The 15,385-nt window shown below is 65.6% G+C and carries 15 protein-coding genes; 5 read left to right on the top strand and 10 right to left on the bottom strand.

Translation table 11 applies throughout. The annotated features are described in order from the left end of the window. The first annotated feature begins 178 nt into the window (after positions 1–178). A complete protein-coding gene (locus KA712_18340) occupies positions 179–1,933 on the top strand; it encodes a hypothetical protein (GenBank protein MCG5054929.1) in 1,755 nt (584 codons plus the stop codon). Positions 1,934–1,997: 64 nt separating this feature from the next. Here KA712_18340 and KA712_18335 read toward each other — a convergent pair whose 3' ends face one another. From KA712_18335 to KA712_18320, 4 genes are all read right to left on the bottom strand, one after another. Further along, on the bottom strand, positions 1,998–2,684 hold the full coding sequence (locus KA712_18335; GenBank protein ID MCG5054928.1) for a hypothetical protein: 687 nt from the start codon (positions 2,682–2,684) through the stop codon (positions 1,998–2,000). Continuing rightward, entirely contained in the window at positions 2,681–3,247 is a 567-nt protein-coding gene (gene pyrE, locus KA712_18330; protein MCG5054927.1) for an orotate phosphoribosyltransferase, read from the bottom strand. The genes KA712_18335 and pyrE overlap by 4 nt, the downstream gene beginning before the upstream one ends. 89 nt (positions 3,248–3,336) lie before the next feature. After that, entirely contained in the window at positions 3,337–4,023 is a 687-nt protein-coding gene (locus KA712_18325) for a hypothetical protein (protein MCG5054926.1), read from the bottom strand. A gap of 314 nt (positions 4,024–4,337) precedes the next feature. Beyond that, the gene (locus KA712_18320) at positions 4,338–4,838 is read right to left on the bottom strand and encodes a hypothetical protein (GenBank protein ID MCG5054925.1); all 501 of its coding nucleotides are present in this window, start codon (positions 4,836–4,838) and stop codon (positions 4,338–4,340) included. Between the two features lie 221 nt (positions 4,839–5,059). Here KA712_18320 and KA712_18315 point away from each other — a divergent pair, with 221 nt between their 5' ends. From KA712_18315 to KA712_18305, 3 genes are read left to right on the top strand one after another with little or no spacing between them, the layout of a single operon-like run. Next, positions 5,060–5,779, top strand: coding sequence for a hypothetical protein (locus tag KA712_18315; protein ID MCG5054924.1), 720 nt, complete (start codon positions 5,060–5,062; stop codon positions 5,777–5,779). 60 nt (positions 5,780–5,839) lie between these two features. Continuing rightward, positions 5,840–6,895, top strand: coding sequence for a flippase-like domain-containing protein (locus tag KA712_18310; protein MCG5054923.1), 1,056 nt, complete (start codon positions 5,840–5,842; stop codon positions 6,893–6,895). Between the two features lie 51 nt (positions 6,896–6,946). Beyond that, positions 6,947–7,537, top strand: a complete 591-nt coding sequence (locus KA712_18305) for a hypothetical protein (protein ID MCG5054922.1) — start codon at positions 6,947–6,949, stop codon at positions 7,535–7,537. 68 nt (positions 7,538–7,605) lie between these two features. Here the strand turns inward: KA712_18305 and KA712_18300 are convergent, their stop codons facing one another. Next, positions 7,606–7,821, bottom strand: a complete 216-nt coding sequence (locus KA712_18300) for an acetyl-CoA carboxylase biotin carboxyl carrier protein subunit (GenBank protein MCG5054921.1) — start codon at positions 7,819–7,821, stop codon at positions 7,606–7,608. A 171-nt stretch (positions 7,822–7,992) separates the two neighbouring features. Between KA712_18300 and KA712_18295 the strand changes: the two genes are divergently transcribed. Then, on the top strand, positions 7,993–8,607 hold the full coding sequence (locus KA712_18295) for a hypothetical protein (GenBank protein MCG5054920.1): 615 nt from the start codon (positions 7,993–7,995) through the stop codon (positions 8,605–8,607). Positions 8,608–8,647: 40 nt separating this feature from the next. Here KA712_18295 and KA712_18290 read toward each other — a convergent pair whose 3' ends face one another. The 5 genes from KA712_18290 to serC form a co-directional block, all read right to left on the bottom strand. Then, on the bottom strand, positions 8,648–10,498 hold the full coding sequence (locus KA712_18290) for a zinc-ribbon domain-containing protein (GenBank protein ID MCG5054919.1): 1,851 nt from the start codon (positions 10,496–10,498) through the stop codon (positions 8,648–8,650). Positions 10,499–10,679: 181 nt separating this feature from the next. Continuing rightward, the gene (locus KA712_18285) at positions 10,680–11,960 is read right to left on the bottom strand and encodes an adenylosuccinate synthase (protein ID MCG5054918.1); all 1,281 of its coding nucleotides are present in this window, start codon (positions 11,958–11,960) and stop codon (positions 10,680–10,682) included. Between the two features lie 19 nt (positions 11,961–11,979). Then, positions 11,980–13,203, bottom strand: a complete 1,224-nt coding sequence (gene hisZ / locus KA712_18280) for an ATP phosphoribosyltransferase regulatory subunit (GenBank protein ID MCG5054917.1) — start codon at positions 13,201–13,203, stop codon at positions 11,980–11,982. Positions 13,204–13,225: 22 nt separating this feature from the next. Continuing rightward, positions 13,226–14,182, bottom strand: a complete 957-nt coding sequence (locus tag KA712_18275; protein ID MCG5054916.1) for a hydroxyacid dehydrogenase — start codon at positions 14,180–14,182, stop codon at positions 13,226–13,228. 111 nt (positions 14,183–14,293) lie between these two features. Beyond that, positions 14,294–15,370: a 3-phosphoserine/phosphohydroxythreonine transaminase gene (gene serC / locus KA712_18270; GenBank protein ID MCG5054915.1), complete on the bottom strand. Its 1,077-nt coding sequence runs from the start codon at positions 15,368–15,370 to the stop codon at positions 14,294–14,296. Positions 15,371–15,385: the final 15 nt, after the last annotated feature.

The following is a 15,385-nucleotide window of genomic DNA, read 5'->3' as shown; positions in this document are numbered from 1 at the left end:
GTACAGGGGTTTGATGACCCAAGTCGCATTCGGTCGCCCGCCATGCGCGATTCCTGCGTCACCCTGGCCAGCCTTCGCACGGGTCAAACCAATTCTTTCTCGTATGTCTACACACAACTTTCCCGTGCGATCCCAGTCGATTGGCCTATACTTGGCCGCTCAAGCCGCACTGAGTAAAATGGCCCGTCTCGCGCACGTACTTGTGATCGATAGCGACCCGAAAGGTCTCCGAACCGTTGCTTTCGGCTTCGAACGAGACGGCTGCCGTGTCAGCACGGTCAGCACCGTCGACGCCGGCTTGGCGGCTGCGGCCTCCGCCCACCCTGATGCTGTCGTGGTCGCCCTGCGCCAAGGGGCGCAAGCAAGCCGCTTTATCATCGAAGGGCTCGCCGAGGGTTTGTCGGCGCTGAAGGTGCCCGTGGTCGCGCTCGGCACCGAAGAGCAGAAACGCGCCCTTGGGCCCCACAACCCCGTGGACTTTTTGCCCCTGCCGGCCTACCTGCGGGACGTTATCACGATAACCCGCATGCGGGCGGCCCGGCGAGAAGACGACGGCAAGGATCCCCTGGTTCAGGGCGCCCTCTCAGAGTACGGCTTGTTCTTCCTCATCCGCGCTTTCGCCACCTTGAAGACCTCGGCCGTCGTGCAAGTCGAACGGGCGAACCGCAAGGGCGAGTTGCGCTTCGCCAAGGGCGAACTGCGGACGGCACAGGTGGGAACCATCACGGGAGCGCCTGCCCTCAACCAGATGCTTTTGTGGGAAGAAGCGGCTCTGGAGGTGCGCTTCAGGGCGGTGACGGCACGCAGCCAACTCAACAAAAAGGCCGCCGACCTTCTCGACGACGCCGAGCGCTTCCTGCGGGACTTTACACATACAGCCCGGACGCTCGGCTCCGCCCACACCGTGTACGAATTGTCGGGCGGCACCGATCGGCCCGACCTTCAAGCCGAGGTTGCCCCCGTACTCAGGCTGTTCGACGGGCAGCGCACCGTCGCGGATGTGTTGGACGAAAGTCCCTTCCGCGTCTTCGATACCCTCCGGATCATTTCCCGCTTCGTCGACACGGGCACCATTCAGCGCAAGCCGGGCGTCGAACCGAAGCCCAGCGTTTCGACCGCGGCGGCCAGCCCGTTGATGGAAGCGTGGCTGCGCGGAGACGAGGCCCGCGAGCGCCTCGACACCGCGGATGAGCCCGCGAACGACCAGCGCTCGCCCTCACCCGTGACGCACGACGAGCCGATCCCCGCGCCAAGTCCACGCGGCGGCAGTACAGGTCCCCTCCCTGCCGCTACTGCGACGGAGGCGCCCGCCGAGGCCTTGCCCGCGGACATCAACGCCACGGCACCGCCGTCCACCACGACCGGCGTCCCACCCCGTGCAGCCACGGGAGAGCTCGTGGCCCGCAGCACAGTGGAGGACAAGGCAGTCAAGCCTCGCCCTTCCATGGTGATCGACATCCCGAGTGAGTTGCTCGACCCTGCACCCGACGCCTTCGTGCCGTCTGCCGCAAGGCCCCTAGAAAAAACAGCGCCGGGAATGGGCGACGTGGACGGGGATACGCCCCTCGGGCCCAGCGGAGCCTTCGAGTTCGCCGCCACCTCGCATGGTGCGCCTTCGGGATCGGAGACGCGCAGCACGGGCTCGATGGAGGTTCGAACCGTCGAGCGCCCCCAGGGTACTGGTCGCCCGACGGGCTCGATCGAACTGGATCCGGCTCTCGTGGCCGAGCTCGAGTCTCCCCTGTCGCCCACACCGGCACCTGAGGTTCACGTGGCGCCACATGCCGCGCGTACAGTGGGCAAGTCCGTCAGCCATGCGAGCGCCACAAAGCCGAGGGCGGGCGACTTCGATCAGCTCGAGAGAGACTTTTTTGCCCGCGAGGCAGATCTCTACAAGTCCGAAGGCCCCGACAGCTTCGACGATCTCGACTAAAAGTTCTCCACGCCGATAGGTCTGGATCGCAACGGTCGATCGCAAAAACCGCTTCGCGGCCGTGCTAGCGAGCGTGCCAGGCCATCTCCACCCTGCCGAGAGGGCCCGTGATGCGCAACGTAAGTTCACCCGTGGCCTCGCCCCCGAAACGGGCAGTGTCATCACCTGCGGGCCGCGCGAAGCGGACGGCATAGGCTTTCGTAAACGCCGTGCGATGCGGAAAGAACACCTGCTCGTAAGGGACGGGAAGCCTCAACCGATTGATCTCGTCGGGGTGAAGCTCGTCTCCGGTCCCATCCACCAAGATGACGCGCCATGGAGAGTCTCGTTCATGCAAGTCGTTCCACTGAAAATCAGTGGTCTGCACCGTGAGATGAAAGTCGTAGACGCCTCTTAGCTTCGCAAGCTCGCTCTGCCACAGGCTCGATCGATCGTCGGGAGACAGAGCGTAGGCCTGGGCGTACCTCTCGAGGTAGGCCTCCCGAAATTCCCAACTTTTGAGGGTGGCCCATGCCTCGATGATGTTTCCTTCGTTGGCTGAGACGAGGCGCGCGTGGCGGGTCCACCGGCTGAATACGGATTCGTAGTCACTGGCCAGGAAGTTTCGAGGTCCCTCCGCAAAATCCACCAGAGGTGGCCGCCCCGACTGGCAGCCCGCGGCACCGAGGGCGGCCAACGGAAGCGCCGTGATCCCTGCCCCTGCTCTCCGCAAGACGTCCCGGCGTGCGATCCGCCCTGCGGCCTGGATCATCGGAAGTCCCGCTTGGCGAACAACGTGAACAAGGGAGCCTCTTTCTCCAGGACTTCACGCCCGCCCTCTTCCCGATCCACCAGTCCCAAAATCGCCTCGACCTGCAAGCCAAAGCCCCGCGCCCGTTCGACCGCCTTGAGCGCCGAGCCACCCGTCGTCACCACGTCTTCCACGATCGCCACCTTCTGACCCGGACGTAGGCCCTTGGTGCCTTCGATCCACTGGGCGGTTCCGTGACCCTTCGGCTCCTTGCGCACGTAGAACGCCCGCAACGGCCTTGCCATGACGAAGCTCAGCGTCGAGATTGCCGAAGCGATGGGGTCAGCTCCCATCGTGAGGCCACCGATGGCCTCCACCTGCGGCAACTTCTCCGCGAGAAGCATGTTGAACAGAGTGCCAACGAGAAAATGGCCCTCCGCTCCCAGCACGGTCTGCTTGCAGTCGATGTAGAAATTGCTCGTTTGGCCCGACGCCAGGGTGACCTCGCGCTCCTCGTAAGAGAGTTCCTTGAGCAGTGCGAGGAGCCGTGTCCAGTGACGGCGGCCAAGATCGTCGTTCGACATGGACGCGTTTTACAGCATGTCGGTAACGAAGGGAACGTCAGCAGCACGATTCCCGCAGGAGGGGAGCCGGTGCGCCTCCCACCGCTCCCCTAGAGGCCTTCGAGCGGGTTGTCGCTCACCCGCTTCTTCTGACCCGTGAACGCTGGAAGGCGTTCGACGGCTCGTTCTTCCTTGGCCGCGGTCCGACTGCTGCTTCCTCGCGAGGCCTTCACCCGCTCCTGCTGCTCCTGCAGGCTCTTTTGTTCGGCCCGCAGACGCGCTCTGTCCGCCTCGCTCTTGGCTGCGTCAATCTCGCGTTGCTTTTCCGCGATCAGCGCCGCCATGCGCGCTTCCTGCTCCTTGAGCTTGGCATCGAGCTCTTGCACGTTTTTCTGCTGCTCTCGCATCAGGGCTTCGCGCTGCTCCTGGACGTTGCCGCTGTAAATATAAAACACGATGCCGCCTACCGCGACCAAAGCGGCCACGATGCCTACGATGACACCCACGTTGGACTTGTGCTGTTGTTTGGCCTGGGCCTCGAGCCGCATCTGCTCTTCGCGCAGGCGCGTTTCGGCTTCCACGCGGGCACGGCGCTCGGCCTCTTCGACGCGGATGCGCTCCTCGCGCTCTGCCGCCAGTCGTTTGTCTTCCTCCCTGCGACGAGCCTCCTCGGCTTCCCGCACACGCCGCTCCTCCTCCTCGCGTACCCGCCGCTCGGCGTCCTCACGGGCCCGTCGCTCGGCGTCCTCACGTGCGCGGACGGAAGCTCGCTCCTGCTCAACGCGCTGCTCCTCCATGCGCTGCAGCTCCTGCAGCGAGAAGAGGACAGAATTCTCAGTGCGTTTTTCCTGCTGGGGCATCGGGACTTCGTCTCCTCTGGGGCGTTCAGGCTTGGCCGGCGCGCGTGCGGCGCACGGGCTTGACCCGCACCGCGCCCCACTTGAAAAGAATAGCAGTCACGCAGCGAAAAAGAGAAGAAAGTCTGATGACTTCTCAGCGCCCTCGGCTGCGTGAGACCGAGCGCGCCCTTTGGCGCAGTCTTCAAGCCCTGGGGAGTCTGAACCCCAGGACGTGGGGCACAAAGTCCCCAGCCTCGGACTGAGCCGGCGGGTTACTTGAACTGCTTGAGCAGCGCGTCCAGCTGGTTGTCCTTCAGGCGCGTCGGGCTCTTCGAGACCGTGGGGGTTCGTGCCGCGTACTTGCTTGCGCGGCTCGGAGCCTGCCGCCGCGCTTGGCGGCGGCGATCGTGGCGGGATTTGCTCGCGCGGCTGCGCTTGGCTCCGTCCGTGTCAGCGCTCGCAGTTTCCGGCTTGGTACCGCGCCCCTCCGCGACGGGCGGGGGAAGAGGCTCCGCCTGGGCGTTCACAGGGGGAGCGCCATCCGTCGAAGCAGCCAGGGGAGCATCGGTTCGGGACGCTTGCTGTCGAGCCGCCTCGCGGGCGGCGTGCTCGTCGGCGTTTCGCTTGAGCAAGACCCCACCCAGAGCTCCTGCCCATAGCACGGCCACACCCGAGCCGATGGCCAACATACGCTTGAGTTTCCGGTCCTGGGACGCAGGTGTTGAGAACTTCGGGAGGGCGTACTTGGACGGAAAGTCTGCTGATGAGCTCATGTGGCTCGCCGGTCATGCAACTGGCGCACCAACCAGCTCTCCTCGCCGGTGCGCTCCGAAGTGCTCGAAAACACGGGTTCGGGCAGCAAAAGGCCCGTGCGGCGGGGCTGCCGCCCTGGGGGCTCGATTCACCAGGCGGCCCCTACGAGCCGTTTCGGTCTCAGCGCGAGCGCCTTACGAACCCTCGCGGCCGCGCTATGGTAGCTGTGCACCTCTCCTTGATGTCGAACTTCATCGACCTCCACGCCCACTACTTGCCTGCCGTCGACGACGGGTCGACCGACGTCGCCACTTCGCTCGGGATGATCAAGGCGGCGGTCGACATGGGGTTTGCGCAGCTGATTGCCACGCCCCATCAGCGGGCGGGCATGTATTTGCCCAGCGCAACACAGATCGCCGAGGCCACGGCGGCCCTTCTAGAGCCGCTGTCGTCCCTACACCCTCACCTTACTTTCGGGGTGGCAGCCGAGAATTTCTGGGACGGCGTCTTCCACGATCGTCTCGCGGACGGCACCGTTCCGCTGTACCCGGGGGCCAAGGCGTTCCTCTTCGAGGTGGAGCCTCGGCTCATGCCGCCTCGGATAGAGGACGTGCTCTTTCAGGTGCGGGTCGGAGGACTCCTGCCTGTGATGGCGCACCCGGAGCGGTACCGGTCCGTGCGCAGCGACCTCTCTTGCGCCGAACGGCTCGGGCGCTCTGCGGCGCTGCTGGTCGACCTGGCGGCGCTCGAGGGAAACAATGGATGGACGGAAAAGCGGGTGGCACGCCGGCTGGTGGAGGAAGGGCTCGCTCACGGGGTGGCCACCGACATGCACACGGTGGCGGATGCACGACATGCGGCGGGAGGCCTGGCCTGGATTCGAAAGCGATTGGGCGACGCGGCCGCGAACCGATTGCTCGCCGAGAACCCTCGCCGTATTCTGGCCGGCGACCTCCCTTGAAGGCTCGCCGGGCCCGCCTTGGTCACCGTGGCTCGGCCCCCCTGCCGAGATCTCCCCGCAATGAAATCGCTCCTGAAGATCCTCATCTCTCTGCTCGTCGGAGCGGTGTGTTCGTACCTGGTCGTCAGAAACATGCACTGGGACGCCGTGTGGACTCATCTGCGGGCCCTGTCGGCCTGGCCGGTGCTCGTCTACGGGCTCACCCTGGTCCCCACCCACGCGCTGCGCGCGGCCCGTTGGGATTACCTTCTGCGGCCGATCGGCGTGACGGTACCGTTGCCAAGGCTCCTGCCCATCTCGTCGGTGGGGTTCATGGCGATTCTCGCGCTGCCCTTTCGGTTGGGCGAATTCGTGCGCCCCTACTATTTGGTGCGCGACGGTCGCTGTCGGATGAGCGCCGCCCTCGGCACCGTCGCTGTGGAGCGCGTCGTGGACGGCCTCTTCGTCTCCGTAATCCTCTTCGGCTCCTACCTTCTCGAGATGTCTGCCTTCCGCCAGCCCATCAGCGTGCTGGGTGGCGCTTCGCTCGAGTCCTTTGCTTGGCTGTCACTCGTGGTCTTTCTGTCCGCCACGATGTTCCTGGCCTTGGCCTTGAAGTGGCCGGCCCTCACGGTGAGATGGTCGTTGCGTCTGTCGCTGCTGCCCCGCCTGGCGCCCCGGCTGGCACACAAGATCGCCGACAAGCTGGACGCACTGATCCAGGGGTTTCGCGCGCTTCACGAGCCCCGGCACCTCGTCCCCTTCCTGATTCAGTCGCTCGGCTACTGGGCCTTCAACGGCCTGGGTATGTGGCTGCTCGCGCGGGGCATGGGGCTTCCCGTGTCCTTGACGGCCGCCTACGCCATGATGGCCTTCACAGGGGTCGTCATCTCGTTGCCCAACGCCCCCGGGCTGGTGGGGCAGTTCCAGGTGGGCATCGTGGCGGTCCTCGCCGCCTTTCTTCCGAATGAGCTGGCCACGGCCCAAGGCGGTGCCTACGCCATCGTGGTGCACGCCATCCAGGTGGCCTGGTACCTCGGGATAGGACTCCTCAGCCTGCGCTTCGTAGGCAGCCGCGGCTCCCTCCGGCAAATGGTCCTCGAGTCGAAAGCTGCCGCCGAGGTGGCAGGGGCGTAAACTCAAGACTTCACGCCTTTGTTGAAGCCTTGTCCCTAAGCCTATGAAACTATGACGGTTCTCAAGCACCTGGTCTGGCTAATCCTTTTGATGGGGGGGGCCCAGCCCGCTTGGGCCCGCTCCTCGGCCGATTTCCCCTACGCCCCCGCCCAGCTTTGGTCGACCGTGATCCGGTTCTTGCGAGTGGACCAGCGCTTCCCGGTGCTCGAGAAGGACAAGGACGCCGGCTATGTGCTCTTCGAGTACGTCGACGAGACGAAGGTCTACAAAGCCTCTGTCGAGCTCGTTCCCTTTCGGGAGTCGTCGGGACGTTCAGCCTCGCGGGTGGTAATGACCGTTCCAGATTTGCCCCGCCACGTCGAGGCCGTACTTCTCGACCGGCTGATGAAGAAAGCCAAAGACGACATCGGATCGCCTGCGCCCCCTCCTGGCCGGCCCCGCAAGGAGGGCAATGAACGCGACGAGGAGCCCGCCGACGAAGGCCGCGACCGCAACGCCCGCCCGAAAGGGGAGCCGCGCGACAGGGACGCTCGGGATCGCGAAGACAGGGAGCGAAAAGACATATCTCCGAACGCTCCGGTTCGGGGCGCCGACGGCCTACCTCGCCTTCCAACCCGCGAGCTTCCAAGGCTCCAGGACTAACGAGAGGCTCGGTGAAAACGATGGACCGAGCGCCGCGGCACGGGACCGGGCCGAACACGCGGAAACGATCAGGCGAGCTCGACCACGGCTTGCCCCTCTTCCACTGCCTGCCCCTCCTGAACGAGCACGGCCGAAACCGTTCCGGCGGAGGCCGCCTCCACGGGCATCTCCATTTTCATGGACTCGAGGATCACCACCACCTGGCCCGGGGACACGGCATCCCCCACCTTCACTTCGATCTTCCAAACCGTGCCAGCGATGTGTGCTTCGATGCGGGTGGCCATGCTTGGCCCAGCGTAGGGGCCTTGGGGCGCAGGGTCAAGTCCACGCATCTTTCCTGGAGCCGACGGTCTTGGAGGGTGGCGTTGGGCCTATGGGTGGCCTCGACCTTGTCGGGCGCAACGTCGCGAGCGATTGCCCATCCAGAAAGCCAACCCGGCCTTACGAACCGCTACGTGACCCTGGCTGCACACGGAGACCGGGTCGAGGTTTCGGTGGCGCTGCTCTTCGGCGAGCTTCCCGGCATGGACCTCCGCAGGCAGGCCGACGCCGACGGCAACGGGCGATTGTCCCCTGAAGAGCTGGAGGTCTTGCGACGCGAGCTCACGGCCCTGGCCGCCGACTGGCTCGAGCTCGAGGTCAACGGAGAGCCCCGCCCGTTCACGCCGACGGTAGCACTGGACCTCGGGGGAAAAAATGCCGTCGAGGCCGACGCGGTCGTCGTGGAGGCTCGGGACATCCTGACGCAGCCGCCGTCGCGCTTGGCGGTGACGCTCATCCCCAAAACGCCACCCTCGCGGCTCGGAGAGACGGAGATCACCGCGGCCCTGGGAGATGGCTGGCGCCTGACGGAGAGCCGCGGACCGCAGGGAGGCGGCCAAGACCGCAGCTTCAAGACAAACGGCCCTACGCGCTTCGTCGCGAGCTTCCGGCTCGACCGAACGAACACTCGCGAGACGGTGGCCCCCACGGCGCCGAGAGCTGTGTTTTCCGTTCTGCTCGCCGCGGGAATGGCTTTTGGAGCTTGGATTCTCTCTCGTCGACGCTGGCGCCGCGGAGCCAAGCCCTAAAGAGGCCCCGCGACGCATGCGGAAGGGCCGGAGCCCCTCCTCAGCGGAGAGGAATGGGATACGGGAACGTCAGTCCATCCGACGGCGGGAATTTTGCTGTTTTGACAGCTTTCTCCACACAGTCACCCGTTGGGGTTCCGGCGAACTTGCCCGTGACGTCGGCAGCGTCGACACGGCCACTCGACCCCACCTTGACGGTGACCGAGGCCGTACCCGGCACTTTGTACTGGTCGTAGCAGGCCTTGGTCTTCGGCATCACGCCCATCATGCCCTTCACGATGTCGGACTTGCCAAGGGGGCCCAGCTTCCGCGCGGGCTCTGGTTCGGGTGGCGCCGCAGCGGGTGTTGGCGCTGCTTTCTTCGGCGTGCCAATCGCGCCGGCGAGCAGATCGTCCAGGGACCCTTTTTTGGGGGCGGCTGCCGGCTCCGGTTTCGGTGCGGCCTCGGGCACCGCAGCCTTCGGCTCTGGCTCTGCCTTGGCGCTCGCCCCTCCACCGGAGCTCCCCGAAGAACCCTTCGAGCCGCCGCTCGTGCGTTTTCGTTCGGTCTTTTCGACGGGAGCGGCTGCGACCGGCACGTCTCGGGGGGGTAAGGGCTCTTCGGCGGCTTTCGCGGCGGGCGGAGTTTCCGGCGGCGGAGGCGGCGTGGTGGGGGGAACCGGAGGCGGAACGTTCACCGCGGGAGGGTCCATCGCAACCGACTCGGCGGGAGGAGCCACCACAGGCGGTGGACGCGTGAACACGGCGTAGCTCAACCCCCCCAGCGCCAAGACCACAGCGCCAACGAGCGCCCACACGTACTTGGGAACGCCCGCTTGGGCCCGTAGGGGCACCAGCATCGGAGACATCGGCGAGATCGGCGCAGCGGCGAAGGTCGGTAACTCGGGCGCTGAAGGGGGCGCCCCGAAGCCGCCGCCAAAAGCGGTAGAAGGCGCTTCGCTCGGCTGTTTGCCCAAAGTCATCGCCGCCATCGAACGGATGTCGATGAGACCCGAGCCTTCCGTGACGGGCGCGGACGACGTCGAAGAGGCCGCCGGCGCAGGTCCTCGGCTATAGCTGCCCACCGGTGCGGGTCCGGGTGCGGCAAGCGCTTCGAGGTTGGAGAGCGAGAACAACACCGAGTTTTCGGAGCGCTGTGCGGTAAGGCCCGCACCGCCCCCGGAGGGCGCGCTCATGGACGCGGCAGAAGGCACGTTGAAAAAGCCCCCTCCCCCCCCGTGAGACGAAACAGAGGCCGCGGGCGCCGCCTTGTGCTGCGGGGCTGAAGCGAAAGGATCGTTGGCGCTTTGTGGCGCAAACAAGTCATCACCGGCGGTGGGCTGGGCCATCGCGACGGGAGATCCGAACACCTCGGTAGCCTCCGAGCGCCCATGGCTGCCGTTCAAACTCGGCCCAGGCGTGGCCCGGTGGTCTGCGCCGAACATGCTCTCGGCGGTGCCTGGCGGGTACACGGCCGTGGGCTGAGGGGCAAAGGGGCTGTCGGAATCGACGGAGCCCGAAGGCGCGGGCGCGGACGCCAAAACGGACGCGAACTCGGCGATGGCTGAAAGCTGGACCCAGTCGGCCATGCCTTCCCGCCACCCGAAAGTCTCGGAGGAGAGCTCACCCCGGACGATCCGGCCTGCCACGTCGCCTTCTGTGAGCGGGCCCACTTGCTCACCCTCTACCACGACGTACCAGGTGCCCTCTGCTCCCAGTGCCGCCGTCGCCAAGGCAGGAGCTTCGGCCACCGACTCGGCCGGAGCTGATTCGGACACGCCCCCGTCTTCGGCGTTGCCGCGCACCACGATGATGTGGCTGCACTTCTTGCAGCGTATCTTGAAGACTTTCCCGCGGACCTTGTCGTCAGAAATGGAGTACTTCGCAGCGCAGGCTTCGCAGACGATTTTCATTGAGCCCTCATGCAGTTAGCGGCACGAACCGCTTTCGGCCACAATAACGATCCCCTGCCCCCGTGGCAAGTCATCAAGACGAACCCGCCACGACCGGCCGGGACAAGCAAGGCGTTGAAGTTCCTCATGTTAAGCGATCGGGGCGGCTCGAGCTCGCGCGAACCGCACCGAACCAAGCTGGTCACGCAAAGGGGTGACCCGAAACGGTCGTCTGTTCTCGTCCTGGCCCCACCGAAACGAGGGACAAGGGAAGGCCCGTGAGAGCGCTCATGCGATCGAGATAGTTTCTCGCCGCCTGGGGGAGGCTTGCAAGCCCGCCGTCGATGCGCGTGTGCTCCCACCCGGGGAGTTCTTCCAGAACCGGCTCGACCTCGGCCAAGTCGTCCGGGTCCGCAGGCATCTCGTCCAGCATCTGCCCGCGAAGCTTGTAGGCTGTGCACAACTTTACGGTCGGCATGCCCGACAGCACGTCCAGCTTCGTGACCGCCAGGCTTTCGATACCCGAAAGGCGTATGGCGAGCCGCAGCGCTGGAAGGTCGAGCCAGCCGCAGCGGCGGGGCCGCCCGGTGGTCGACCCGAACTCGGCACCCGCCTCACGGATCTTGGCCCCCGTCGCTTCGGTGAGTTCTGTCGGAAAGGGCCCGAGGCCCACCCGGGTGGCGTAGGCCTTCACGATGCCCATCACGCTATCGATCTTCGTGGGACCGATGCCGAGGGCCGCGCACGCGCCGCCGGCCGTCGTCGACGACGACGTGACATAGGGGTAGGTGCCGTGGTCGATGTCCAACAGAACGCCCTGCGCGCCCTCGAGCAACACGTTCTTGCCCGCGCAGATCTGGTCGTGGAGAAACCGCGAGGCATCGCCGACGTAGGGCGCCAGTTCTTCACCGAGAGCGAGGTACTCCCGCGTGATCTCTTCGAGCGCCGGCACATCTGACTTCACCGACGACAGGAGAGGCGCCATCAAGTTCAGGTTGTCCTGCAGACGCTTGCGGAAACGATCGGGACGGAACAAGTCGTCGATGCGCAGACCCGTGCGCGCAGCCTTGCTCTCGTACGTAGGACCGATGCCCCGCTTCGTGGAGCCGACCGCCGCGGGCCCCAGCTCACGTACGGCGTCGAGCAGCTTGTGCTGGGGCAAGGTGAGGTGGGCCCGGCGCGAGATCACGAGCTTCGAGGCATCGGCCAGCAGCCCATGGGTCCGAAACGTGCGGATCTCCTCCACCATGACCTTGGGGTCGATCACCATGCCTTCGCCCACCACGCAAGTCACCTGGGGACGAAGCACACCCGAGGGCATGAGGTGCGTGATGTACTGCCGCCCGTTCACGACAATCGTGTGACCCGCGTTGGCACCCCCGCCCCAGCGAGCCACCACATCCGCTTTCTCAGTCAGCAGGTCGACGACCTTGCCCTTCCCTTCGTCGCCCCACTGGGCGCCGACAACGACAGCTACAGGCATTGTTTCTTCTTTTCCGTTCTCAATCGACGGGCAGGGTCTTCAGCTTGGCCCCTACCAAAAGCATCTCACTGTAGCCCCACCGGCGCGCGTACGCTCGCGCGTCGTCGAGGCCCATGGGTCCGGCCACGGCGGCACGCCGCCCCTCCGCGCGGAGGCGAAGCGCTTCCCGTTCGGCAAGACCGGCCTCACCTACCACCAGGCAGCCTCCTTCGCCACGGCGAAATCCGTTCGTCGCGGCGCCCCGTGTCCTCTCCTGAAGGTGCTCGAGCGCGCCTGCGGTCGCCTCGACGTCGATGGCGAAGCCCACGGCGGCACGTGGCCGGCCGTAGCGACCCATGAGGGCGTCGTAGCGCCCACCCGCCAACACGGCATCCGCCGCCCCATGCACGAAGCCCTGGAAACGAACGCCCGTGTAGTAGTCGAAGCCCCGGATCTCGCCCAGGTCCACATGCACGTTGCCGCCACGAATCCCCCGGTCAGCGAGGCGCTCGACCACCTCACGCAGATCGGCCAACGCCCGGCGAACCTCGACGCCCGGGGCACGCTCGAAAGCGTCGTCCAAAATCGAAGCGTCGCCGGAGAGGGTCGGCAACAGCTGGGCGAAGGCCACCATGGCCTTGGGTCCCGAGGCCTGTTCCAGAAGTCCTGTGACCCCGGCACGGTCACGTTTGGCCACCCGCTCACGAAAAACGGCCACGAGGGGCTCGGGTAGGCGCACACCGTCAATCACCGCCCTTGCCAGCCCCGGGTGTGCGAGGTCGATCGTCACGTCGGAAAGCCCCGCCGCCGCCAGGGCATCGAGGGCCACGGAGATGACCTCGACGTCGCCATCCGCCCCCGCCAAACCGGCGAGTTCCACGCCTGCCTGAATCAGCTCCTTCTGAGCTCGCGAGGTCGCGTCGTAGCGAAACACGGGTCCCTCGTAGCAAAGACGAATCGGACCTGTTTCCTCGCGGAAGCGGGTGGCCATGAGGCGCGCCACCTGGGGCGTGATGTCGGGCCGAAGGGCCAGCACCTGCCCGGAGCTCGGCTCGACGAAACGCAGTGCCGAGGCCCGCCCATCGCTGCCGAGCCCTCGCGCCAATACCGCCTCGTACTCGAAGGCTGGCGTGATGACCTGTGCGTAGCCCCAGCGCTCGAACACGCCGATGAAAGCTTCCGCGATTTGCCGCCGCGCCGCCGCCGCGCCGGGCGCAAAGTCACGAATCCCGGCGGGGAGACGGAGAGAGGATGTTTCGACCATGGGCGTAGGGGAGCTGACGCCCTCAGAGCTTGTTCACCGCGTTGCGGATCTTGCCTTCGAGCAAGAAGGCCACGAACACCTCGGCCAACTCCACAGCCACTTTCACCTGCGCCTCCTTCGTGGAAGCGCCGGTGTGGGGCGAGGCCAGCACGTTGTCCAGCCCGAAGAGAGGCAACGGGCCACAGGGCTCCTCCTCGAACACATCGAGGGCTGCGCCAGCCAGGTGCCCGCCTTTCATGACCTCGTAGAGGGCGGTCTCATCGACGATGCCACCGCGGGCGCAGTTGATGAGATAGGCATTCTTCTTCATCTTGAGTAGGTTTTCCCGCCCGAAAAGCCCCTTCGTCTCCGGGGTCAGCGGAAGGTGAAGCGTGATGAAGTCAGCGCGTGCGATGACATCCTCGAGGCGTGCGTACTCGACCCCTGCCGGAGGGGTTGCACCCGACGGAAGGTAAGGATCGTACGCCAGCACCTTCATCTGGAGGCCAACCGCACGCTCCCCCACCTGACGGCCGATGTTGCCAAAGCCCACTACGCCGAGCGTCTTGCCCGTGATCTCCACGCCCATGAACGCTTTTTTGTCCCACTTGCCAGCCTTCATGCTGGCGGTGGACTGGGGCAACTTGCGAGCGAGGGCGAAGACGTAGGCCAAGGCCAGCTCGCCGGCGGCGATGGCGTTGCCCGCGGGCGTGTTGATGACCTGAACACCCTTCTTCGTCGCAGCCGCGACGTCGATGTTGTCGACACCCACGCCCGCACGCCCCACGATCTTGAGCTTGTGGGCCGCTTCCAGAATCGGCGCCGTGACCTTCGAGGCCGACCGCACGGCCAAGCCGTGGTAATTGCCCACAATCGCCGTGAGCTGCTCGGCGCTTTGCCCCGTGATCACGTCGACCGCGAGGCCGGCGTTGCGCATGATGGTGACCGCGTCGGCGGCCATGTCGTCCGCAACGAGCACCCGGAACGGTTCCTGCGACATCTTGCTGTAGTCCTTTGATCGAAGTGAATCGGGAGGGTGAAGGGGCGGAGTTCTAGTACAGCTTGCCCGCCAGGCCAATCCGAAAGGTTCGCGCAGCCCCGCGTCGAGCGCCTAGCGGTTCGCCGCGGCGAAGACCCTCATTTCGTCAGCCAGAGCCTGGCAGCCCTCGACCGGCATCGCGTTATATATCGAAGCCCGGATGCCGCCCACCGAGCGGTACCCCTTGAGCGCCACCATACCCTTCGCCGCGCAGGCCTTGATGAACTTGTCCGTGAGTTCTTCGGAGGGGAGGCGGAAGGTGACGTTCATGTGGCTGCGGGCAGCCACGTCGGCAACGGTTCCCTTGAAGAAGCCCTCAGAGCCATCGATGGCTTCGTAGAGCAGCCTCGCCTTCTCCGCATTGCGGGCCTCGATGGCCGACAGCCCACCCTGTCGTTCCATCCAGCGGAAGGTCTCTAGGAGCACGTAGATGCCAAACGTCGGCGGCGTGTTGAGGCAGCTCTTGTTTTCGGCCAGCACCTGCAGATTGAAGATCTCCGGCGTGGACGCGGGAATGCGGCTGTAGAGATCTTTGCGAACGATCATCAGAACCACGCCTGACGGACCCAGGTTCTTTTGAGCGCCGGCGTAGACCAGAGCCGTCCCCGCGATCGGGTGGGGCCTCGCCATCATCTCCGAGCTGGCATCCACCACCAGGTTCGGGTGTTCGGGCCAGGCCACGAGCCGATGTCCGTGCACGGTCTCGTTCGAGCAGACGTGTAGATAGGAAGCGTCTGGGGATGCGGAGAAAACCGGCGGGCGGTCGAACTCCGTCTTCGCGCTGGATGCGATGACCTTGATCTTGTCCCCGTAGGCGGCCTGAGCCGTTTTGGCGGCCTTGCTCGACCATTGACCGCTCACCACATACTCGGCCGTCCCGTGCAGGATGTTCATCGGCACCACGTTGAACATCTGGGTGGCGCCGCCCTGAAGGAAGAGGATGTCGTGTGAATCGGGGACCGCGAGCAGCGACTTGCACCGCGCGATGGCCTCGTCCAAGACCCCATCGAATTCCTTACCCCGGTGGCTGACCTCGGCAATGCCCACGCCCTTGCCTTCGTAGTCGAGCAGGGCTTTGGCCGAGGCCTCCAGAACCTCGGTGGGCAACATGGCGGGACCGGCAGAGAAGTTGTAGAGGCGCTTGGTCATGAAGGGTCACTTTCC

The organism is Myxococcales bacterium (assembly GCA_022184915.1).
Lineage (GTDB): Bacteria > Myxococcota_A > Polyangia > Fen-1088 > Fen-1088 > JAGTJU01.
This window is presented reverse-complemented; position numbering and strand designations above follow the sequence as displayed.